Source organism: Nannocystis sp. RBIL2 (assembly GCF_026626745.1).
GTDB lineage: Bacteria > Myxococcota_A > Polyangia > Nannocystales > Nannocystaceae > Nannocystis.
In genome coordinates, this window is record NZ_JAPNJW010000001.1 from 4261184 (window position 1) to 4282415 (window position 21232).

General features: G+C 72.6%; 18 protein-coding genes. 10 read left to right on the forward strand and 8 right to left on the reverse strand.

The features are described from left to right. Positions 1-2: 2 nt before the first annotated feature. The 4 genes from OV090_RS16675 (at position 3) to OV090_RS16690 (ending at position 5404) form a co-directional block, all read left to right on the forward strand. Positions 3-614 (forward strand): hypothetical protein, encoded by a 612-nt coding sequence (locus tag OV090_RS16675; protein WP_267704674.1) that lies wholly within the window; start codon positions 3-5, stop codon positions 612-614. A 516-nt stretch (positions 615-1130) separates the two neighbouring features. Further along, a complete protein-coding gene (locus tag OV090_RS16680; RefSeq protein ID WP_267704675.1) occupies positions 1131-2969 on the forward strand; it encodes a DUF2079 domain-containing protein in 1839 nt (612 codons plus the stop codon). A gap of 225 nt (positions 2970-3194) precedes the next feature. Then, a complete protein-coding gene (locus OV090_RS16685) occupies positions 3195-4598 on the forward strand; it encodes a hypothetical protein (RefSeq protein WP_267704676.1) in 1404 nt (467 codons plus the stop codon). 116 nt (positions 4599-4714) lie between these two features. Next, a complete protein-coding gene (locus OV090_RS16690) occupies positions 4715-5404 on the forward strand; it encodes a hypothetical protein (RefSeq protein WP_267704677.1) in 690 nt (229 codons plus the stop codon). A gap of 76 nt (positions 5405-5480) precedes the next feature. On the opposite strand, the gene OV090_RS16695 is transcribed toward OV090_RS16690, so the two are convergent. After that, positions 5481-7202: an Hsp70 family protein gene (locus tag OV090_RS16695; protein ID WP_267704678.1), complete on the reverse strand. Its 1722-nt coding sequence runs from the start codon at positions 7200-7202 to the stop codon at positions 5481-5483. Further along, on the reverse strand, positions 7199-8128 hold the full coding sequence (locus OV090_RS16700) for a hypothetical protein (protein WP_267704679.1): 930 nt from the start codon (positions 8126-8128) through the stop codon (positions 7199-7201). Before OV090_RS16700 ends, OV090_RS16695 begins: the two co-directional genes overlap by 4 nt. 216 nt (positions 8129-8344) lie before the next feature. On the opposite strand from OV090_RS16700, the gene OV090_RS16705 reads away from it, so the two are divergent. After that, positions 8345-9298, forward strand: a complete 954-nt coding sequence (locus tag OV090_RS16705; protein WP_267704680.1) for a hypothetical protein — start codon at positions 8345-8347, stop codon at positions 9296-9298. A 9-nt stretch (positions 9299-9307) separates the two neighbouring features. Here the strand turns inward: OV090_RS16705 and OV090_RS16710 are convergent, their stop codons facing one another. The 5 genes from OV090_RS16710 to OV090_RS16730 form a co-directional block, all read right to left on the reverse strand. Next, entirely contained in the window at positions 9308-9955 is a 648-nt protein-coding gene (locus OV090_RS16710; protein WP_267704681.1) for a peptide chain release factor-like protein, read from the reverse strand. Next, positions 9952-11079, reverse strand: coding sequence for an RNA ligase RtcB family protein (locus OV090_RS16715; RefSeq protein ID WP_267704682.1), 1128 nt, complete (start codon positions 11077-11079; stop codon positions 9952-9954). The genes OV090_RS16710 and OV090_RS16715 overlap by 4 nt, the downstream gene beginning before the upstream one ends. Positions 11080-11192: 113 nt before the next feature. Beyond that, positions 11193-11903: a hypothetical protein gene (locus tag OV090_RS16720; protein WP_267704683.1), complete on the reverse strand. Its 711-nt coding sequence runs from the start codon at positions 11901-11903 to the stop codon at positions 11193-11195. Between the two features lie 607 nt (positions 11904-12510). Continuing rightward, positions 12511-13986, reverse strand: a complete 1476-nt coding sequence (locus tag OV090_RS16725; RefSeq protein ID WP_267704684.1) for a serine/threonine-protein kinase — start codon at positions 13984-13986, stop codon at positions 12511-12513. A gap of 26 nt (positions 13987-14012) precedes the next feature. Next, entirely contained in the window at positions 14013-15374 is a 1362-nt protein-coding gene (locus tag OV090_RS16730) for an Ig domain-containing protein (protein WP_267704685.1), read from the reverse strand. 188 nt (positions 15375-15562) lie between these two features. Here OV090_RS16730 and OV090_RS16735 point away from each other — a divergent pair, with 188 nt between their 5' ends. Next, the gene (locus OV090_RS16735; protein WP_267704686.1) at positions 15563-16081 is read left to right on the forward strand and encodes a hypothetical protein; all 519 of its coding nucleotides are present in this window, start codon (positions 15563-15565) and stop codon (positions 16079-16081) included. Between the two features lie 731 nt (positions 16082-16812). Here the strand turns inward: OV090_RS16735 and OV090_RS16740 are convergent. Next, the gene (locus OV090_RS16740; RefSeq protein ID WP_267704687.1) at positions 16813-17253 is read right to left on the reverse strand and encodes an RNA-binding S4 domain-containing protein; all 441 of its coding nucleotides are present in this window, start codon (positions 17251-17253) and stop codon (positions 16813-16815) included. Between the two features lie 220 nt (positions 17254-17473). Between OV090_RS16740 and OV090_RS16745 the strand changes: the two genes are divergently transcribed. The 4 genes from OV090_RS16745 to OV090_RS16760 all read left to right on the forward strand — a co-directional run bounded on the left by OV090_RS16745 (position 17474) and on the right by OV090_RS16760 (position 21194). Further along, entirely contained in the window at positions 17474-18724 is a 1251-nt protein-coding gene (locus OV090_RS16745) for a hypothetical protein (RefSeq protein ID WP_267704689.1), read from the forward strand. A gap of 37 nt (positions 18725-18761) precedes the next feature. Beyond that, a complete protein-coding gene (locus OV090_RS16750; protein WP_267704690.1) occupies positions 18762-19073 on the forward strand; it encodes a DUF493 family protein in 312 nt (103 codons plus the stop codon). A gap of 98 nt (positions 19074-19171) precedes the next feature. Next, complete coding sequence (locus OV090_RS16755) at positions 19172-19795, forward strand: penicillin-binding protein activator LpoB (RefSeq protein ID WP_267704691.1); 624 nt, start codon at positions 19172-19174, stop codon at positions 19793-19795. A 7-nt stretch (positions 19796-19802) separates the two neighbouring features. Next, complete coding sequence (locus tag OV090_RS16760) at positions 19803-21194, forward strand: hypothetical protein (protein ID WP_267704692.1); 1392 nt, start codon at positions 19803-19805, stop codon at positions 21192-21194. The last annotated feature ends 38 nt before the right edge of the window (positions 21195-21232 follow it).

Genomic DNA, 21232 nt, shown 5'->3' on the forward strand with positions numbered 1-21232 from the left:
CCATGTTCAAAAATACCTGTTCTTTCGCACTCGTCATCGCCATGGCCGGGCTGCTGGTCGGCTGCAAGAAGTACGCGATCGAGCCGCCGGTCGGCTTCGTCGAGGTCAGCAGCCACTCCTACGAGACGCGCATGAAGGCCCAGGACGACGTCGGCCTGCGCGTCCACCGGTTCGCCAACGTCCGCGGCGGCACCCTCGGCTACTGGGCCGCCGACCTCGTCACCAAGCTGGGCAAGCGCGGCTACGTCCTCACCAACCAGCAGCCGGCGCGCAGCAAGAACGGCCGCGAGGGCACCCGCTTCGACTTCGACTACACGATCCCCGGCACCGACGCGCCGAAGTTCTACACCGTCGTCCTGTTCGTCACCGACGAGTACAAGTTCACGCTCGAGCTGGCCGGCGACCGTGAGCACGCCAAGGCCTACCAGGCCCGCGTCGCCGAGATCACCGGCGAGCTCAAGGTCCGCGGCTGCAAGACCGCCTCGAAGATCTGCGGCGGCCCCCAGCCGCCCAAGCTGAGCTCCCCGCCGCCCGACCCGATCCCCGGCCTGCCCGAGCCACCCGAGCCCGCGACGCCCGCCGCGCCCGCGCCCGCCGCGACGCCGAGCCCGTGAGACCGTCGCAGCGCGAAGGTCCTCGCGCTGATTCTCCGCGCTGCGCGCATCACACGACCTCGCCGAACTCGAGCGTCATCACGACCGCGCCGAGCTCGAGCGTCATCACGACCTCGCCGACCTCGAGCGTCATCACGACCTCGCCGACCTCGAGACGTCCTCACGACCTCGCCTCGCGCCGAGGTCTCCGCGATGCGCCCCCCTCGAGCGTCCTCACGACCGCGCCGAGATCGAGCGTCCAGACGACCTCGGCTCGCGCCGATGTCTCCCGTGCTGCGCTGCTCCTTCGAGCGTCCTCACGACCTCGCCTCGCGCCGAGGTCTCCTCACCGCGCCCATCACTCGTGCGCGGTCGCTTCTGCCGCCCCCCGCCGGTCTCCCCAAAGACCTCACGCGTCATGCTTACGTCCCTGTCATGACCTCGCCGCTCGCCTGACCTCGGCATCCCGGTTTGGCGTGACCCGACCCAGTGACGGACCTTGACGTCCTCCCCCGCGCCGGGCCACCAATACGACTCGTGCCGTTCGCCGCCGTCGCCTCCGCCGGATTCGCCCACGCGCGGCGTTGGGGCCTGCTCGCGGCCCTGCTCGGCTTCGCCGCCGGCTGGACCGCCTGGGCCGTCTCGCGCGGCGACCCGGCCGCGCTCGTCGGCGACGACCTCGACCTCGGCCAGCGCCTCGCCGCCGTGCGCGCCGGCCTCGCCGGCCTCGTCGTGCTGCTCGGTAGCTACTTCCTGGCCGCGCGCCGCCTCGGCCGACCGCTCGCCGACTTCGCCGTCGCCTGGAACCGTCGCCTCCTGCTCCTCGCCGGCGCCCCCGCCGGCATCCTGCTCACCGTCCCCGGCCTCGCCGAGCGCCGCGGCTTCGTTCCGCTGGTCACCAGCCTCGGCCTCGGCTTGCTGGCTGCCGCCAGCGCCACCGGATGGCGCGACCTCCTCGCGCAACGCCGCCCGCGACCGCGCCTCGTCGCCGGAGTCTTGCTCGCGCTCGGCCTCGGCGTCGCCGCGCTGCTCATCCATCTCGGCGTGGTCCGCCATCACGCGCTCGTCAGCAACATCCACGACCTGGGCATCTTCGAGAACGTCCTGTGGCGCTCGCTCCACGGCGATCTGCTGGCCACCAGCCTGTTCCCCGACGACACTTTTAATAGTCAACACTTCGCCCCGCTGCTGCTCGCGCTCGTCCCGATCTACGCAGTCAGCCCGCGCGCCGAGACCCTGATCGTCGTGCAAGTGCTGTGGCTGTGCTCGGCCGCGCTCCCGCTCTACTTATTTTCACGCCGACGCAGCGGCAGCCTCGCCCTCGCGTTCGCGGTCACCCTCGCCTTCCTCGTCTCGCCGCTGGTCCACGCCAGCGCGCTGTGGGACTTCCACGACCTCACCCTCGCCGTCCCGCTGGTGCTGTGGGCGCTGTGGGCCCACGACGGCGATCGCCGCCTCGGCCTCGCGCTCGCAGTGGCCGCCCTCCTGCTCGTGCGCGAGGAGATGGGCCTCGTGGTCGCCGCCTTCGGTCTGTTCGCCGCCCTCGACGCCCGCCCGCGCCGCGGCCTCGTCCTGCTCGCCCTCGGCCTCGCGTGGTTCGCCCTCGTCGCCCGCGTGTTCGCCCCCGGCACCGGCGTGGGCGCCCACGCCGACGGCCTGCGCGGCAACCTGGCCGAAGCGACAGGTTACCGCGACCTCGCGCTCGCCTTGCTCGCCAACCCGCTGCGTCTCCCGCTCGAGCTGCTGCGGCCCGACAAGTTCGGCTACCTGCTGTGCCTCGGCGCCCCGCTGCTGCTCCTGCCCGTGTGCGCCGGCCGCCTGCTCGTGCTGCTCCTCCCGGGCGCCGCGATCTTCGTGCTCAGCGGCAACCAGTACGTCGCCGATCCGTACTTTCACTACTCGGCCTTCTCTTTGCCCGCGGTGTTCGCCGCCGCGGCCGTCGGCGCGGCCAACCTGCAGCAGCGACTCGGCCGCCCCCTGGCGCTCGAGCTGGCGGCCGGCATCGTCGTCGCCGCGCTCGCGTTCGGCTGGTCGTTCGGCCTGCCCGGCGGCAGCTTTCGCGCCGGCTTTCACCCGGTCCCGACCGCGCTCACCGAGGCCGAGCGCGAGCGCCACGCCTGGCTCACCGAGCTGGCCCGCACCCTGCCCGCCGACGCCTGCGTCGCCGCTACCGGCGACGTCGGCGCCCACCTGGCCGCCCGCCGCTGCTTCGCCTGGTTCCCCGCCCGCCTCGACGTCGACTACCTCGTCCTCCACCGCGAGGACATCAACGCCAAGCACATGCCGCTGCTCCGCAACCTCCGCGCCCAGCAGCGCTTCCGCACCGTCGACGAGCAGCACAAGATCCTCGTGCTGCAGCGCAACCTCGACAAATGACCCTTTGAACATGCTCTCACGGGCATGCTCTTGAAGACATGCTCCACGAGACATGTCCCATGGTTCGAGGCATCCGGGCGTGCAACCTCGCAGTCAGCGCTCCACCGCGCTCGGCGTCACGCGGCCGCCTCCGCCGGCCCCTCGCCCCCACGGGCCCCCCACCTTTTACACAGCCTTGACCGTCGCCCATCACGTCCTCCGCTACACCCGACGTCGGAGGCAACGATGCAGATCCGCGGCGCGCTCTGGACCACCATGGCCCTGTTCCTCTCCCTCGGCGCGCCGGTGAGCGCGAGCGCGAGCGACCTTCCACCTGTCCTCGAGGACATCCTCGGTCAGGCGCTCGGCCTCGCGGGCTTCGCACAACTCGCCGTCGCGGACGACGACGCCGTCGCTCGGGCTGCCCGCCAGCGTCTGCGCGCCGCCGGCCCCGAGGGCCTCCGCGCCTTCGAGCGCGCCCACGAGGCGGCGCTGACCGCCGCCCACGACGCGGTCCTCGCCGCCGCCGAGGCCCCGCAGGACCGCCGCGATCCCGCAGGCCTCACCGACCCGGCCCGCGCCCGCCTGCTCGCCGCCCTCGACACGGTGTGCGGCCAGCGCGACTGCCTGCTGTCGCGCCTCTACTGGCACACCGACCTCGACGAAGCTGTCCAAACGGCCAGGCGCGAGGGCAAGCCCGTCCTCTCGCTGCGCCTGCTCGGCGACCTGCGCGACGAGCTGAGCTGCGCCAACAGCCGCTTCTTCCGCGCCCTCCTCTACCCCGACCCGGCGGTGCGCGCCCTCCTGCGCGACCGCTTCGTGCTCCACTGGGCCAGCGAACGGCCGGCGCCGAAGATCACCATCGACCTCGGCGACGGCCGCCAGGTCGTCACCACCATCACCGGCAACAGCGCCCACTTCGTCCTCGACGCCGGCGGACGCCCGGTCGACGTCGTCCCCGGCCTCTACGCCCCCGCCGACTTCGTCGCCGCCCTGCAGCGCGCCGAGGACCTCGCCCGCCGCACCGCCGTCCTCGCCGGCGGCGACCTCCGCGACGCGCTCGCCGACCACCACGAGGCCCGCGTGCGCGCCCTCGACGAATCGTTCAAGAGCCAGGCGCTCACCGCAGGTCAGCGCCCGTCTCCGCCGCCCCGCGCGGCCCGCCCCGCTGGCGGCGATCCGCGCGCCGGCCAGGCCGCGCCGCTGGCCATGAGCAAGATGGCAGTCGAGGCGCCGCTGCTCGGCGTCACCGGCGAGCCCGTCGACCGCGTCGCCGAGCGCTGGGAGCGGATCGCCGACGTCACCGCGCCGACGATCGCCCTCTCGCGCGCGAGCCTCGGCCTCGTACGCACGCAACAGTGGCGCAGCGGCGACGCGTCGCGCGACGCCGCCGACAGGTCCGCGGCGATCGTCGCGCTGCGCCGCACGCTCGCGCTCGACACCCTGCGCAACGAGCAGGAGATCCACCGGGAGATCCACGGCTGGTGGGCGCGCGGGGCCACCGCGCCCGCGGACCTGCAGTCACTCGTCCGACGCGTGTACGACGAGTTGTTCATGACGCCTGCCCGCGACCCCTGGCTCGGACTCGCCGACCCGGCGAGCTACGGCGGCCTCGTCGGTGGCGGACGGCGGGCGCAGGCCCACCTGTGAGCGCGCGCGGGCCCGCCCGCTCGTACCCGTGCCGACAATTCCTGCCCCGAGGCACAGCCGACTGTGTAAATCTCAGGCCCGGAGGCCGGGGGCGCACGCCCCACGGGCTCGTGCGCATGAGTGATTTCCTCGTCGAAGCCGCCCGCAGCAGCCCCGCGATCGCCGCGAGCCTGAGCAAGCTCCGGCAACGCGCCGAGGCTGCGATCCGCGACGCCGCGATCGCCGACACCGTCCTCGACGCCCGCGACTCGGCCCCGCACCCGACGGTCCCGCGCGGCTCCGACAGCGCCACAGTGATCCCGCGCGAGCACGCGCACTCGAACGCGCTCGACGCCTTCGGCACGCGCGAACCCAAGAGCTGGAGCGCCGACCTCCTGCGCGACGTCGCCGCGCCCGACGTGTTCGCCAGCAACCCGCTCGGCGAGCTCGAGCTGCTGGCGCTGCGCAGCGCCCAGGCCCTGCGCACCCAGGGCTCGCGCCTGCGGCAGGTCACGATCCTCGTCGCCGGCCTCGCCGCCGCCATCGTCGGCGCCGGCCTCTACGCCGCCGTCCAGGGCGAATACGGCCTGTCCGGCGGCCTCGTCGCCGGCGGCCTCGTCGTGCTCGCGCTGGTGATCGGCAAGTGGAACCCCTTCCGCCGCGCCGCCCGCTCGGCCGAGCTCGCCGAGCTCGCCGACGCCACCGCGACCACCCTCCGCCTGCGCATGCGCGCCCTCGCCGAGCTCGGCGACAGCAAGACCCGCGCGCTCGAGCAGTGGAAGGTCGTCATCGAGATGACCGAGTCGGTCCGCCGCCGCCGCGCGTGACGCCGTCCGGGACATGTCGCAAGAGACATGGCTCGAAGAGCATGACCATGGCGACATGCCCTGAAGGTCATCAGGCTCAGGAGCGCCAGTGCGCCGCCAGACGGTGCGTCAACGCCACCAGCCCCTCCCGCACCGCCTGCACCTCCACCGGGTCCTGGGCGTCCAGCGCGGCGCGGAAGGCCGCGATCGCCTCGCCGAGCGCCGACCGGGCCGGACCGGTCAATTCGGCGTACAGCGCGGTCGCCCGCGCCAACGCCGTCGTGTTGGGCAGCGCGTCGCGCGGATGGAACTTGAGTCGCTGCATCTCCTCGCGCGCGCGCTCGATCTGCGCCGCAGTCAGCTTGACCGCGCTGCCCCGGAGCAGCGCCGACACGCTGTTGTCGGTGCCGACCACCGCGGCGTCGACCTCGAGCAGCCCGTTGAGGTCATAGGTGAAGCGGACATCGACCTCCACCTCGCCGGCGGGACGCTTCGGCAGGCCTTTCACCTCGACGTGGCCGAGCAGCACGTTCTTGCTGGCCTGCGGGTGCTCGCCCTGGCACACGAGGAACTCGATCTCGGTCTGCCGGTCGCGGACCGTGCTGTAGCGCCGGACCCGGCTGCAGGGGATCACCGTCCCGCGGTCGATGATCGGCGAGAACACGTCGGCCACGCCTGCCCCGCCGTAGCGGCTGACCACGGCGGTGCCGAGCGTGAACGGCGTGATGTCCGTGACGACCAAATCGCCGAGGGCCACGTCGCCGGCGACCAATCCGGACTGGACCGCCGCGCCCATCGCCACCGCCTCGTCGACGGGCAACGTGCAAAGCGGCAGGCGGCCGAACATCTGCGCAGCGAGCCGACGCACGCACGGCATGCGCGTCGCGCCGCCCACCAGCAGCACCTCGTCGACCTGCGTCGGATCGATCCGCCCGTCTCGCAGCGCGCGGACGATCACCCGCCGCAGCCGCTCGAGCAGACCCTGCCACGCCTGCTCGGCCACGGCGAGCGTGATCTCCTCGCTCAGCGTCACCCGCTCCCGGCCCACGCGCAGCTCAGGGTGTGCGACCTGGACGACCTCCACGCTCGACAGCCGGTGCTTGGCCGACTCGCACAGCTCGCGCAAGAGCGACCACGCGCGGCGGTCGGCACGGAGGTCGACCCCGCGCGTCCTCGCCACCTTCGCGTGGACCAGCTCGGCCAGAGCGTCGAGGAAGTCCTCGCCGCCGAGCCGCGCGTCGCCGGCGGACGCCTGGACCTCGATCACCCCCTCGATGATCTCGAGCACCGTGACATCGAAGGTCCCGCCGCCGAGATCGAGCACCACCACGCGCCGCTCGCGGTCGGCCACGTGGAGCCCGTAGGCCATCGCCGCGGCCGTCGGCTCGTGCACGAGGCGCTCGACCGTGAGGCCGGCGATCTGCCCCGCCTCGCGGGTCGCCGAGCGCTGCAGCTCGCCGAAGTACGCCGGCACCGTGATCACCGCCCGCTCGACGGGATGCCCGAGTGCCGCCTCGGCGTCCTCCTTGAGGCTGCGCAGCACCATCGCCGACAGCGCTTGCGGCGTGAACTCCCGCCCGCCGATCGTGTACGTGCGCGACGTGCCCATGTCGCGCTTGAATACCGCCGCCGTCATCTCGGGGTGCGTGACGATCCGGGCCCGCGCGGCCGCGCCGACCACCCAACGCCCGTCCTCGAGCAGGCTGACGGCGCTGGGGGTGAGCGTCTCGCCGAGCGAGTTGGCCAGCACGCACGGCCGACCGTCCTGGAGCGCACAGATCAGCGAATACGTGGTCCCGAGATCGATGCCGACGATCATGCGATCCCCGAGATCGATCGCAACAACCCGATCACGATCATGAGCACGCCGACGGCCAAGAACGCGTAACGGTAGCGGTCCGCCCACTGGTCGTGCTCCCGCCACGACAGCTCATGGAGCAGCGGGGCCCAGCGCCGGAGGAGGAGCGTATTGGCGTCAGTGAGGAACGGATGCGCCGCGAACACCCGCGCCAGTCCTCCGTCGCGCTGCTCGAGCAACGCCTCGGCCAGCTCGGACCGCAGCACGGACGAAAATTCGTCCGGCAGCGACAACAACTCACAGCTGAAGATCCACCGCTCGCCCTCGTCGGCCAGCACGTCGAGCGCGCGTTGCAGCATGAGCCACTCCTGGCTCGATGCGCCGACCCGCCGCGCCGCCGCCAGCTCGCCCCGGACCAGCAGCATCAGCTGCACGTCGATCACCAGCGACACCCGGACCTCGCCCACCTCGCCGAACGGCTCGGCGCAGGCGCGAGCCAGCAGCAGCTCGGCCAACTCGACGCCCGCTTCGCTCGCACCGCTGTCGATGAGCCGGTGCGCCACGCCGAGCAGCCGCGTCACCGGCCGACCGAGCGCGACCTCGGTCTCCTCCCCGGCGATCAACAAGGAGTGATTCCGCCGCGCCCACGCCTGCAAGGCCTCGTCGTGCTGCGGCCGACGAGGACCGGGCGGCTCGGCCTGTCGCGTCGCTCCCGAACGTGGCCCCGGACGAGGACCCCACCCCGGCGTCGACGTCTGGAGCCCGGCGGACAGCAACTCGAAGGCGCTACGGACCCGCTGAAACCCCGCGGGGTCACGCTCGGGCGAAGCGGCGCGGATCGCCCGCAGATACGCCCGTCGCACCACATCCGACCGCTTGTCGACCGGCAGTCGCTCGAGCTCCTCGCGCGTCAGGGCCAAGATCTTCAACGCATCATCGCTCGTCACACCGTCACGCTGCCACGCCCGCGGACACAGCGTCAATCGATTCGCGAGTCGCCGAAATATGAACAATGTTCCGCTCCGCGCCCCCTCGCCATGCCTGCCCCGATCTCCGCTATCTTGGCCGGCATGCCGCGTCCTCGCTCGCTCCTCGGCCTAATCGGTGAACTCCTCGGCTTGTACGCATGGCGTCGGCCCCGACTCGCCTTATTCGCTTGCGTCATGCTCGTGGCATTCATCGGCCTCGGCGTTCAGCGCTCCGCCGCGCCGTCGACCGCGGCGATCCAGCTAGCGGTGCTGTCGAGCGGCTTCGGCCTGCTCCACGGCGACCCGGGTGCTCGCCGCTTCGTCGAGCTCGATTCCAACGGCGCGCCACGACGCGACCTCTCCGTCGCGCTGGACGCCGACGCGCGCCTGGTGGGGACGTACCGCGGCGCCGCCCTCGGCTGGAAGGACGGCACCAAGGTCCGACTGGCCGCGCTCGACGACCACGGCCGATTGAGGGAGCCGTCGACGTGGGGCAAGTCGGTCCAGCGCCTGTGCGACGGCGCGGCCACGGGCGACGACCGCTTCGCGGTCGGGTGGATCGAGCGCGACGGCAAGGTGTGGTTGGTCCACGGCCCGACGACGCACGCCGCCGCCGCCGAGCCCCTGTATACGGCCGCCGTCGAGCCACTGCGGGCCGACTGGTGCGGCATCGCCTCGGCCGAACGGAACATCGCCCTGATGTGGAAGGGCAAGCACACTTACCTCAACTTCTGCGGCCCACGCGATTGCTCGGGCCTGGTCGCCAGGGTCAAGATCGACGCCCGCGAGGCCGTCGTGGGCTTCGGGTGTCTGCGCGATCGCTGCCTGGTCGGCACTCGCGACGACCGCGGCGTCTCCCGCGTTCACCTCGTGTCCCAGCTCGGTGAGGTCGCGTGGAGCCGCACGCTGGCGACGGCCGCCGGCGGTCCATTGACGATCGTCGGCGCTGGCGATCGCGGGTTCATGGTCGCCGCGGTCGACGGCGACGGCGCGAGCGTCCTCCGCTTCGACGACAAGGGCGCGAGCACGCCGGTGTGGCAACGCCGCGGAGTCTCGAGCCCGAGCCTCGCGTGGTCGCACGGGCGCCTCGCAATCGCCTACGCGGAGGCCGATCAGGTCCGCAGCGAGGTCGTCGCGCTCCCTCGCTGAGCCGCCGATTCACCCCTGCACGCGCGCGAACTCCGGCCCGCGGAACACCTGCCTGGCGTTGCCGCGCTCGATCGCGTTGTGCTCGTCCCAGCGGGCCCGCTCGGCCTCGCTGCGCCGCGCGGCTGCGCCGGCCAGCAGCAGGGCTGCCAGCCGTTCGCGGGCGATCCGGCGGTTCTGCCCCTGCGAGCGCTCCTCGCGGGCCACCACCTCGAGGCCCGTCGGCTTGTGGCGCAGGCGGACCGCCGTGCTGCGCTTGTTGACGTTCTGTCCGCCCGCGCCGCCGCTGCGGACCGCCGTCTCCTCGAGATCCGCCTCGTGCACCGCGGTGCTCGCCTCCGCCTCGACCGGCAGGCGCGTCAGCTTGACGAACCAGTTGCGCCGGCGGTGCGTCGGCCGCAGCGGGCTGCGACCGATCCACTGCACGGTGCCCTCCCATTGCGACACCAGCGCCGCGATCCCTGCCCCTTCGGACATGTCCTCGAGTTCATACACCAGCGACCACGCAGTCTCCGCCGCCGGCCCCGGCGCGCGCGACAGCTCCTCGCAGCCGAGGCCCGCCGCCGCAGCCGCCGCCGCGAACACCGGCCCGAGGCGGTGCACCACCCACGCCAGCTCCGGCGGCCCGTGACCGCCCGAGATCAGCACATACGCCTTCATCGCCGACTCCGGGTCTTGTAGGTCAGCACCGGGCGCAGCGTCGCCACCACGGTGCACAGGCCGGCCGCCACCAGATCGCCGACGACCGCGTCGATCTTCTTATAGGCCTCCGGCGCCTCCTCGTAGAGCAGCTCGCGGTCCTCGCAGATCACCCGCCCGCCGAGCGGCGTGCGCACCAGGTCGTCGGGGCGGTAGCGGCCCTGCAGCCGCTCCTTGACGTCGCTGCGGCGCCACTTGCGACCTGCCCCATGGGCCAGGGACCAGCCCGCCTCCGCGTGGCTCGGGTCGGGCTTCACCACATAGCTCAGCGTCCCGCGCGAGCCGGGGATCACCACGATCCCCGCCGTCGACGGCGCCGCGCCCTTGCGGTGCAGCCAGCGCTGCGGCGCCCCGTCCGGGCACGGCACCACCGCGTTGTGGCACACGTCGAGCACCGGCGCGATCGAGGTGCCGAGCGCGTCGGCGAAGCGGCGCGCGATCAGGGCGCGGTTGGCCTGCGCCCACGCGACCGCCCCGTCGTGCGCGCGCAGGTACTCGCGCGCGTCCTCGCCGGCGCTGTCGAGCCCGGCCGCCGCGAAGCGGTCGACGTGGGCGCGCAAGATCGCCTCGCCGAGCCCGCGCGAACCGCTGTGGACCAGCAGCACCAGCGCGCCCGCCGGGATCCCCAGCGACGCCCACGCCGCCGGGTCCTCGATCGCGTCGACCTGCTGCAGCTCGGCGAAGTGGTTGCCGCCGCCGATCGTCCCGAGCGACGCGTCGTGGTCGGTCGGTGCGACTGTCCTTTCGGCCAGGAAATCGCGCGGATCGCCTTCCCACCGCCCGTCGAGGTCGCCGAGGCGGTCGGCCCAGCGCTCGAGCTTCTGCTTGCGCTGCGGCAGCTCGGTCGACCACAGCGCCATGCCGCAGCCGATGTCGTTGCCGACCAGGTGCGGGTAGATCCGCCCCTCGCTGACGAACGCCGCCCCGATCGGCGAGCCCTTGCCCGGGTGGAGGTCGGGCATGCCGACCGCCGCGATCATCCCCGGCAGCGTCGCCGTGCGCTCGAGCTGCTGCACTGCCTCGCCCTCGATCCACGTCTTCGGCGACGCCACGATCCGCACCGCCGGCCTGTCTTGCGCTTCCATCCCTGCACCTCCGCCTGGCGCCTGCAGCGGCCCCAAGTCTCCGTCGTTCGTCGCCATCGCCGCGCTCCCTCGAGGCGGCGGCCGCTGTCCCACGCTCTTCTCGTTCGCGCCCATCATCGCACCCCCGGCGGCAGCCGCCGCAGCTCGCGCTTGCCGATCTGCCGCTTCGCCGTCGCGTAGCGGTCCCAGTAGCCGTAGAGCTGGTTCAGCTCCCAGCCGCGCTGCCACGCCGTCCCGAGCTTGCCCAGGTCGCCGAGCAGCAGGTCGTGCACCTCGCGGTCCCGCTCGCGAGGCAGCGGCGACAGCGTGATGCGGTACCACTGCCCGTCGATCTTGCGGTACTGCGCCTCGCGGTCGATCGGCACCACCTCGATCGCGGGCGGCGGCGTCGCCGGGCCCGGCACGAACGGCACCTTCTTCAGCAGGCCCGTCTCCGGGCACACGTAGACCTGCGCCCTGCGGTAATAGCCGATCGGCCGCACGCCCCACGTGCCGTGCTCGTGCAGACGGCCGTCGATCTCCACGACGTTGGTGTAGACCATGTCGCGCAGGTGGTCGAGGACGTGCTTCTGCACCGCGCTCGTCACCCGCAGGTGCGCCGCGATCTCCGAGTGCACCGCGTCCCACGGACGGCCCACCCGGCTCAGCAGGAAGCGGCGCAGCGGCGCCAGGTTCTCGTTCAGGTGCTTCGAGCCGCGGCCGCGGCTGATCGGCTCGACGTGCGGCGCGGCCTCCGGCTCGGCGCGGCGGCGCATCTCCGCCCGCCGGCCCTTGCCGCCCCAACCGCCGCCGGTGCGCGGCCGCTCGATGATCACTTCATACATGTCCCAACGCAATCAACACCTCGCCTCTCCGCCCGCAAGGGCGATGGAGTGGGTCTCCCAGGAATCACAGCAGTTCGAATTGCCCATGGCAGTAATCTCGACACACGACAATGCCCGGGGCAGGCGCGGCGACGCTGCCCCCATTCGCCGCAATGGCGAATGAACGATGGGAGGCCTCCGCCGCCGCGTCAGGCCGGCCCGCGGGCGCGGACGGGGCGGCGACGTGCGAAGACGTCGCCGCCCCGTCCGCGTCGCGCGGGCCCTCGCTGCCAAGGCTCACGGGCGACCAGGACGGCCTGAAACGGCCTCCTGGGCCCCGAGAGCGGCGTCCTGCGCCTCGCCGTCGTCAGGGCCTCGTCGCAAGTGCGACGCGGTCGGCGGGCGTCGCCACGAGGGCGACGCACCTCACCGAGAGACGGCGGGGAGACTGCTTCGGCCGCGCGTCCGAAATGCGGACCGCGGGCGAAGACGAACGGACGCGGCGAGCGGGCCTGCGTTCGAGCGGATGTGGCTCAGTGGCGAGACATGACCGAACCGCCTGGTGAGAGGCGATGCGCACTCTATACAGTACGACCCAGGCCGGGTCAAGCACCACGCGTCAATCGTATCACTTCAGGCGGTTCTTCGGCTGCGACGGCAGGAACCAGCCGAGTCCGGCCCCGAGGCCCGCGAAGGCGACGCAGACGAACAGCGTGTCGACGCCGTGCGTGCGGGGCTCGCCGGCGAAGCGGAGCGCCTGGATCGCGAAGCCGAGGATCAGGCCGAGCGCGGCGCCGAGCACGATCACCGCCGGGCGGGCGGCCGGTCGGTTGTCGCGGAGGATCAGGCGCTTGAGCGTCGGCGGGCGCTCGTCGAGCGCCTTGCGGAACGGGACCATGCGCGCGTCGGAGCGGTGGATCGGCGGGTCGACGGTCGGCATCTGGCCGGTGTCGCCCGACGCGAGGTAGAGCGCGGTGTTGCGGACCTTGCCGGCCAGCCGGCGCGACAGCTTGCGCAGCGCCTCGCGCATCTCGTCGGCCGACTGGAAGCGCGCGCTCGGGTCCATGGCCAGCGCGCGCTGGAAGAACTCGCGGAACGGCCGGGTGATGTTCGGGACGTGGTGCTCGATCGGCGTCGCCGGGTCGGTGGCGATGCTGTAGACCAGCGAGTGGACGTCGTCGGCCTGGTGCGGCAGCTTGCCGGCGATCGCCTCGTAGAGCACCACCGCGCCGCTGTAGAGGTCGGTGCGCTGGTCGAGCTGCAGGCTCGCGGCCTGCTCGGGCGACATGTAATAAGGTGTGCCGAGCAGGCCGTCGGGCGCGCTGGTCTCGGTGCTGGTGGCCAGCAGCAGCGACGCGCCGAAGTCGAGCACCTTGAGCCCGAGCTCGAAGGTGTCGGTCTCGAAGTTGCGGATGTTGGCCAGCATCAAGTTGTCGGGCTTGATGTCGCGGTGGACGATGCCCCGCTTGTGCGCGGCCAGCAGCGCCGACAGCACGCCGTCCATCAGCTCGACCGCCTCGTCGGTCGGCAGCTTGCCGCCGCTGCGCTTGAGGTGGTCGCGCAGGCTGCCCTGCGTCAGCAGCTCCATCGTGATGTACTGCAGCTCGGCCGAGGCCGGCGAGATGTCGAGCACCCGCACGATGTTCGGGTGGCCCATCTCGCCCATCAGCTTGGCCTCTTGCCAGAAGCGCTCGATGATCTGCGGCTTGTGGCGGAAGCGGTCGGCCAGGAACTTGATCGCCACGCTGCCGTGCATGTGCGAGTGCTCGGCGCGCCAGACGATGCCCATGCCGCCGCGCCCGAGCATCGCCTCGAGCCGGTACTTGCCGTCGATCTCGGTGCCCGGCTGCAGCGCTGCCGCCCGCACGTCGCTCGGCACGCGCCGCCGCGGCTGCACCATGCCCACGTGCGCGCCGGAGCGATCGAGCGTGGTGGCCATCGTCGTCCGCATGCCCGGGATGCTCTGCGTCGGCGCGCGCAGCCCGGGGTCGGTCGTCGTCGGGCCCGACGGCGTGGCCATGTCGGACGGCAGGTGAGCCTGCGACGTCGACGCGCTTGCCAGCGTCGCCTCGGGGGCGGGCGACGGATCCTCGGGCTGCTTCATCGGGCGGGCTTGCGCCCCATGATGCCTCACTGAGGCCGGAAGATCACGGGGAACTCGAAGCTCGAGTTGTCACCGTTGGCCAGGATCGCGTCCTTGCCCTGGCAATCCGGGGCCGCGTTCGACAGGCAGTAGTCGATGCTCCACTGGACCACGAACGGGCGCGTCTTGAACTCCTCCGGGGGAACGTCGCCTTTCGCCCACATCTCGTGCGAAAACCCGGTCTTCGGCGTGCCCATCAGGGGCAGGAGCGAGCACTGAATCGCCTTGTCGCCGTCAGGCTCGTTGGCGTCCGCGACCAGCGGGCACAGCCCGGAGCAGCCGTCCTTGTCGGCCTTGCACTCGCCGGTGCCGAACGGCGACATCGTCACGCGGTAGAGGAAGCCGAAGAAGCACGAATCACCGCAGGTGCCCTTCTTCACCTCGAAGCGCGGATCGGCGTCGCCGTCGAAGCGCAGCGGCTGGTCGGGCTCGAAGTCCACCACCATCGGCTCGAGCGCGTTGTCCATCTGCCCGCTGTGGTCGCCGGAGATCGCGTAGGCCTTCGGCGCCTGCTGAGTCTGCTTGGCGCAGTACGGCGCGTACACCTTCACGCCCGACTGCTCGGCCGCGACGATCCACGCCCAATTGCCGTAGCGCGATTCGCCGATCGTCCCGACGATCGCGCAGCTCTGGTCGTCGACGCCGAGGCCCGTCGGCACCTTGCCGTCGCCCGAGCCGGACGGCGTCGAGCAGGTGATCGGCGAGCCGTCGCCGCCGGTGATGTAGTCGAGGATCGTCTTGTCGCCGCCCGCGGCCACACACGGGCCGTCGGCCGCGAGCGCGTCGTAGTCGACCTTGAGCTGGTCGCCGACGGTCAGCGCCGGACAGCTCGCCGTCGCCACGTTGTCCTCGAGGTCGGTGACGGTGATCTCGACGGTGAACTCGCCCGAGGAGGTGGGGACGCCGGAGATCTCGCCGCTGGCGGGGTTGATGGCGAGGCCGTCGGGCAGACCGGAGGCCGCCCAGGTGTACTTCGGCACGCCGCCCGACGCGGTCGGCTGGTGCTGGTACTCGGCCCCCTGCGCGCCCTTCGGCAGCGCCCCGCAGTCGACCGCCAGCGCCGGCGGCGGCTCGTCGGTCGTCACCAGCGTCGTGGTCGGCTCTTCGGTCGTCACGGTGGTGGGCGACGTCGGCTCGTCGGTCGTCGTCGTCGTCGTCTCGCCGTCGGTCGTGGTCGCCGGCGACTGGCTGGTCTGCGTCGCCGAGCCGACGTAGCTCCCACCTCCCGCGGCGTCGTCGTCGCTGCACGCCATGGGCAGCGCCGCCGCGCCGAGCACGAACATCCACGTCCATCCGGGCCCGGAGAGTCGCCCTCTCCGATCGCGGCCTTCGCTGGCGAACCGCCTCATCGTCCGATCTCCTTAGTTCAAAAGCCCGGCAATCGGGCGGGCGGAGCATAGCACCTCGCCGCCGCCACCCCGGCGGAATTTCTTCCGTACATCGTCCGCGGCGGCGTCTGCAGCGTCCGGCTGGCCGCGGGAAATCCCGTCCACGGCGGTCAACCGCCCGGTCACGCGCGCTACTCTACGGCTCACCCGTGAGCTTGTGGCAGCACCTCTGGCCCCCGCGGCCGCGTCGCCTCGAACGACTGTCCGACATCCTCGGGGCCGGGCGTGACGAGCTCGTCACCTTCGCCGGCAGCGTCGAGCCGCTCGAGGCGATCCACGATCCCGTCAGCGGCGAGCTCGCGGTCGCCATCGACTACCGCGCCGCGCCGCCGCACAGCGTCGTCGGCGTCGCCGGCGCGCTCAGCGTCATCTCGCGGACCTTCCACGTCGCCCGCCAGCAGGCCGTCGACTTCCTCGTGGCCGAGGGTCCGCACCGCGTCCTCGTCTGCGTCGACCACGGCACCGACCTCGACGCCTTCCACCGCGACCTGCTCACGCGCCACGGCGTCGGCATGCGCACCGAACGGGCCCTGGTCCGCCCCGGCGACCGCGTGTGCGTGATCGGACGGCGTCTCGGGGCACGCCCGACATCGCCGCTGCGCGACGAACCGCACCTCGCGGTCGTGCGGGCGCAGCGGTTCTGGCCGCTCGAGCCGCCGCCGGCGTAGCCACTCACCGCCGGTTCCGTCGGCCTGCCTCGGGCGGGACGTCTCACGTCGCCCCCACGACCTGACTCGCGCTCGTACTCGCCGTCCCTCCCGACCTCGGCTCGCACGCTCTCCACCCCTGGCTAGCGACTCGACCTCCGGCTCCCTCACTCGCCGTCCTCTCGACCTCGGCCCGGATCTTCACCGTCCTCATTCCCGCGACCTCGGCCGCGCTCCAGCTCAGCACGCACTCCCTCACCGTCCTCACTCCGCTCCAGCTCCGCCCGCTCTTTCTCACCGGCCCTCACTCCCACGGCTCCAACTCGGCACTCTCACTCGCCTGCGCGAGCTCCGGCACGCGTCGCTGTCCTCGCCGTCGTCGCGCTCGCACGAACCGACTCGCAATCACTCGCGCGCCGCGAGGAGGTGGCGCTCCCGCGACCCGACTCGAGCGCGGGCCCCGAACTCGACCCCGACGAGACAACCGCGGCCCCGACCTCGACCACGACTCTCCCGCGGTCGGGCGCAGACCCGATCGCACCCCTACGCTCGCGCGCCGACCCGCCTCACCCGGGCGAGACGATCGCGCTCGCACCACCTGACGCGCACTCACTCGAGCGCGGACCGGGCCGCCTCGAGTGAGACAAGCTCGCCCCACGAGACGTCACGATCTTTTCTCTCATACCGACCGGCGCCGATGTCGCCGCTGCGCTTTTGCATCGGCGGCGACAGGTCGTGTGCGAGCGGCGGCGTCAGTAGCCGCGGAGGCGGCGGATGTCACGGCGTTCTTGTTTGGTCGGCCGGCCGAGGCCGCGATCGCGCACCACCATCCCGGGCACCTCGGTCGACGGCGGGCGCGGCGGCGACCGATCGTTGTAGAGCGTGCGGGCCACGGCAGCCGGGCCGCGCCGCTCGCTGAGCCCCAGCACCTCCAGGATCCGCACCCCGTCGGCGGTCTTGATCGTGACCTCCTCGCCGCGCTTCAGCGATCGGGCCGCCTTGGCCGCGAGGCCGCCCACCTTCACGTGACCCGCTGCGCACGCCTCGCTCGCGAGCCCGCGGGTCTTGAAGCAGCGGGCCGCCCACAACCATTTGTCGAGGCGCACGGACTGCAGCGCGGGGTCACCGGCGGGGCCGGCGGCGGTCGGACCCGCCTCGGCCTCATCCTCGTCGTCGTCGTCGTCGGCGTGCATCCAGGGGCTCTCAGCATGCCCGGGCCGCGACGAGTTCGCCAGCGGCGGCGACGCCTCGCGCGCGCTCGCCCGGCCTTGCGCGATCGTCGCTCGACGCGCCGGCGACGGCGGCGACAGCGAGCCGGAGCGTACGCCGCGGCCGCCACGAACATGCCCCAAGAGACATCCCCGCGGCCGCGCGCTTGACAAGCGAACCCGGCCGCGAAACCCTCATGAACGCATGCAAGGCGCCCCCCCGATCAACTTCGCGGTGCCCGGAGACGTCGGGGCCGCGCAGCGAATGGCCGCCGCCGCCCGCGGCGACGCCGTCGCCTTCATCGAGCTGTGCGAGAGCTACGCCCCGGCCCTGCTGGGCGCGACCCTGCGGATCCTCGGCGATCGCGTGGCCGCCGAGAGCACCGTCTACGGCGTCCTCCTCGACGCCTGGCGCGGCGCCAAGCAGTTCGACCCGCGCCAGGCCAGCGTGCGCGTGTGGTGGACCATCGGCGCCCGCACCGCGGCCCTGCGCGCCCTGCCGGAGCACCGCGCCGCTCGCATGGCGGCCGTCCACGACACCCAGATCACCACCCTCGACGACAAGACCGAGGCGTCCGACGTGGGACCGCTGCGCCAGGCCGTGCAGACGGCGATGCTCGACCTCGACGACGAGCCGCGCAGCGCCCTGCAGCTGGCCTACTTCGAGGGCCTCGGCGCCGGCGAGATCGCCGACCGCGCCCGCACCTCGCCCGAGGTCGTGCGCGCCCAGGTCGCCGACGGCCTGCGACGGCTGTCGGCCGCGCTGGCCGGCACCGCGCCGAGCATCGACGTCCCGCGCCCGCACGACCGCCTCGCCGCCGCCTATCTGCTCGACGAGCTCTCGCTCGAGGACCGCGCCCGCTTCGACCGCGGCGAGGCGATCGGCGAGCTGCAGGCCAGCGAGGTCGCGGCCCAGCGCGACAACGTCCACGGCCTCGCGCTCTACACCTTCCCCGCCGCCCTGCTGCCGCAGACGCGCGCGCGCCTGGTCGCCGCGATCGCCGGCCCCGAGCGCCTCAGCCCCTTCACCGACGACCTCGCCGCGCTGCTGCGCCTGCCGCTCCACGACGCCCGCGAGATCCTCGCCCGCGTCGACGCCCCCCGCGGCTGGCGCGACGACGCCGGCCTGCGGATCCTGCCCCTCGAGACAGGGTCCGAAGTCCGTGTCCCGGAGAGCATGTCCGAAGAGCCAGATGCCGTCGGCGACAGCGACATCACGGTGGTCCAGCGCGCGGCCTGGCCGCGGCGGCTGATCGTCCGCGTCGCGCCGGGCGCCGTCATCCCGTCCCGCTACCCGCACAGCGAGGCGCGCGTGCTGGTGCTCCAGGGCGGCCTCAGTCACGAGGAGACCGGCGCGGCTCGCCCCGGCGATCTCGTGCCGTGGCCCTCGGGGACCGCACTCGGGGTCGCGGAGCCGGGCGGGCCGGAGCTGATCCTCGCCGTCCTGAACCAATGAGGTGCCGGGCGCGCCGGCGCGTGCTAACCACGGCCCCATGTCCGGATCTACCCACCGGCCCGACGAGACGCGCCGGGCCCCCGCGCGCGAGGCGATCCTCGCCGCCCACAGCTTCCCCGGGGAGTACACGATCAAGGCCTTCGGCCCCGCGGACGACGCGTTCCGGGCCGCCGCGGTCGACCTCGCGCACGGCGTGGTCGGCCCCGCGCGGGTGACCGTGAGCGAACGACTGACCCGCTCGGGCGACCGCCTCTGCCTCACGTTCACGCTCCACGCCGAGCAGGTCGAGGAGGTCGAGGAGGTGTACGCCCGGCTGTACAGCATGCCCGCCGTCCTCTTAATCTTTTGAGCGTGGGAACGTCGCTCACTCCCTGCACGCCCCTGAATGTCTCCGCGGCGCCGCGGGTCTCACCGCGCGGCCCCCGTCACCCAAGCCCCCTTCACGCCATGCCTGCACGTCCCCTCCAGCTCCTCGCCCTAGGCGTCGCGCTCACCTCCGGCCTCGGCGCCAACCTCGGCTGCAAGCCCAAGGCGGTGCGCGGCGGGCCCGGCACCGAGAACCCCAACCTCGACCAGGGCGCGATGAGCACCACGCTCGACCGCAAGGACCTGCAGGACCTGCTGCAAGTCTCGCTCGAGAAGCTGCACGCCTCGCCTTTCTGGGCCCAGATCACGAGCTTCCCGGCCCCGGTGATCGTGGCGATCTGGCCGTTCAAGAACGAGACCTCGGAGCACATCGACGACCAGCTCAACACGCTGCTCGGCGACCTCGAGACCGAGCTCGTCAACAGCGGGGTGGTCCAGGTGGTCAGCCGCGAGCGCCAGGCCGAGATGGCCAGCGAGGCCGCGGTGCAGCAGAACCGCTCGGTCTACGACCCGAACTTCGCCGCCCAGATCTCGCGCCAGATCGGCGCCAAGTACTTCGTCACCGGCAAGGTCGGCAGCGTCGACGAGTTCTTCAACAAGGAGCGCCGGGTCCAGTACACCCTGTTCATCCAGGTGATCGAGGTCGAGACCAGCCTGGTGCGCTTCCAGTACAAGGCCGAGCGCAGCAAGGCGATCGTCCGCTAGAGGGCCCATGTCCGCCCCGTCCGCGCGCCCGCGAGCCGGCTTCGCCGCGCTCTCGCTCGGCCTGGTCCTCACGACAGGCTGTGCGACCTACTCGGACCGCACCCGCGAGGCCCGCGGCGCGGCCCAGCGGGGCGATCTGCCCGGCGCGGAGAAGCAGGTCAACAAGCTGCTCGGCACCCGCAGCAGCAAGGACATGCCGACCAAGTGGAAGAAGGACACCGCGCTCGCCCTGCTCGAGCGCGGCATGATCCTCCACGCCAGCGGCGCCTACAAGCTCAGCGCCCGCGACCTCTCGGTCGCCGAGAAGCAGCTCGAGCTCCTCGACATCGCCCGCGACGGCGCCGGCCAGCTCGGCAAGTACGTGTTCTCCGACAGCTCCACCAAGTACAAGGCGCCGCCGTCGGAGAAGCTGGTCCTCAACGCCTACAACCTCCTCAACTACCTCCTGCAGGGCGACCTCTCGGGCGCGCGCGTCGAGGCCAAGCGCTTCACGGTGATGCACGAGTACCTCACCAGCTACGACCAGCGCGGCCGCCCGCGGGCCGAGGGCGAGGCTGACGTCGCCCACCCCCACGGCGCGTTCGGCAGCTGGCTGGCCGGCTTCGTGTTCGAGCGCCTCGGCGAGCACGAGTCGGCGCTGCGCTACTACGACGAGGCCCTGCAGGCGCGCCCGTTCGCCAGCCTCGTCGGCCCGGTCCAGCGGCTGTCGGCGCTGGCCGGCTACCGCTCGCCGCGGCTCGACGCTGTCCTCGGGGGCATGTCCTATGAGGCAGCCCAGGCGCCGAGCGAGGTCGTGGTGGTCGTCAGCGTCGGCCGGGTCCCGCTCAAGGAGGCGCGGCACATGCCGATCGGCGCGGCCGTCGGCCTGGCCCACGCCTACATCACCGGCGACAGCCGCGTGCTCGAGCGCAGCGCGCTCAAGATGGTCGTCTACCCCGAGCTGGTGCCGTCGGGCAGCGCGTTCGAGACCGCCGAGCTGCGCGTCGACGGCCAGCCGGTCGGGCTCGAGATCGCCAGCGACATCCAGACCGAGGTCATCGACGAGTACGAGCAGATGAAGCCGAAGATCATCGGCGCCGCGATCTCGCGCCTGATCGTCCGCGCGGCGGTGGCCGAGGGCGCCCGCGCGGCCGGCAACAGCGCGAAGGAGGGCGGCGCGATCATCGGCCTGTTCGCCGCGCTCGCGGCCGAGGGCGCCCTGCTCGCGGCCGACCGGCCGGACACCCGCTCCTGGACCCTGCTCCCGGGCCTCGTCCTGGTCGCGCGCGTCCCCGTGCAGCCGGGCCCGCACGCCGCCACCGTGGTCGCGTCAGGCCGCGGGGGCAGCGAGACCCGCAACTACTCGTTCGATGTCCCGGCCGGCGGCTTCGTTGTGCTGGACGTCACCACCCTGCGCTGACCCTCGCTTACGCTGATCGTCACCCGCCTCGCGCTTCG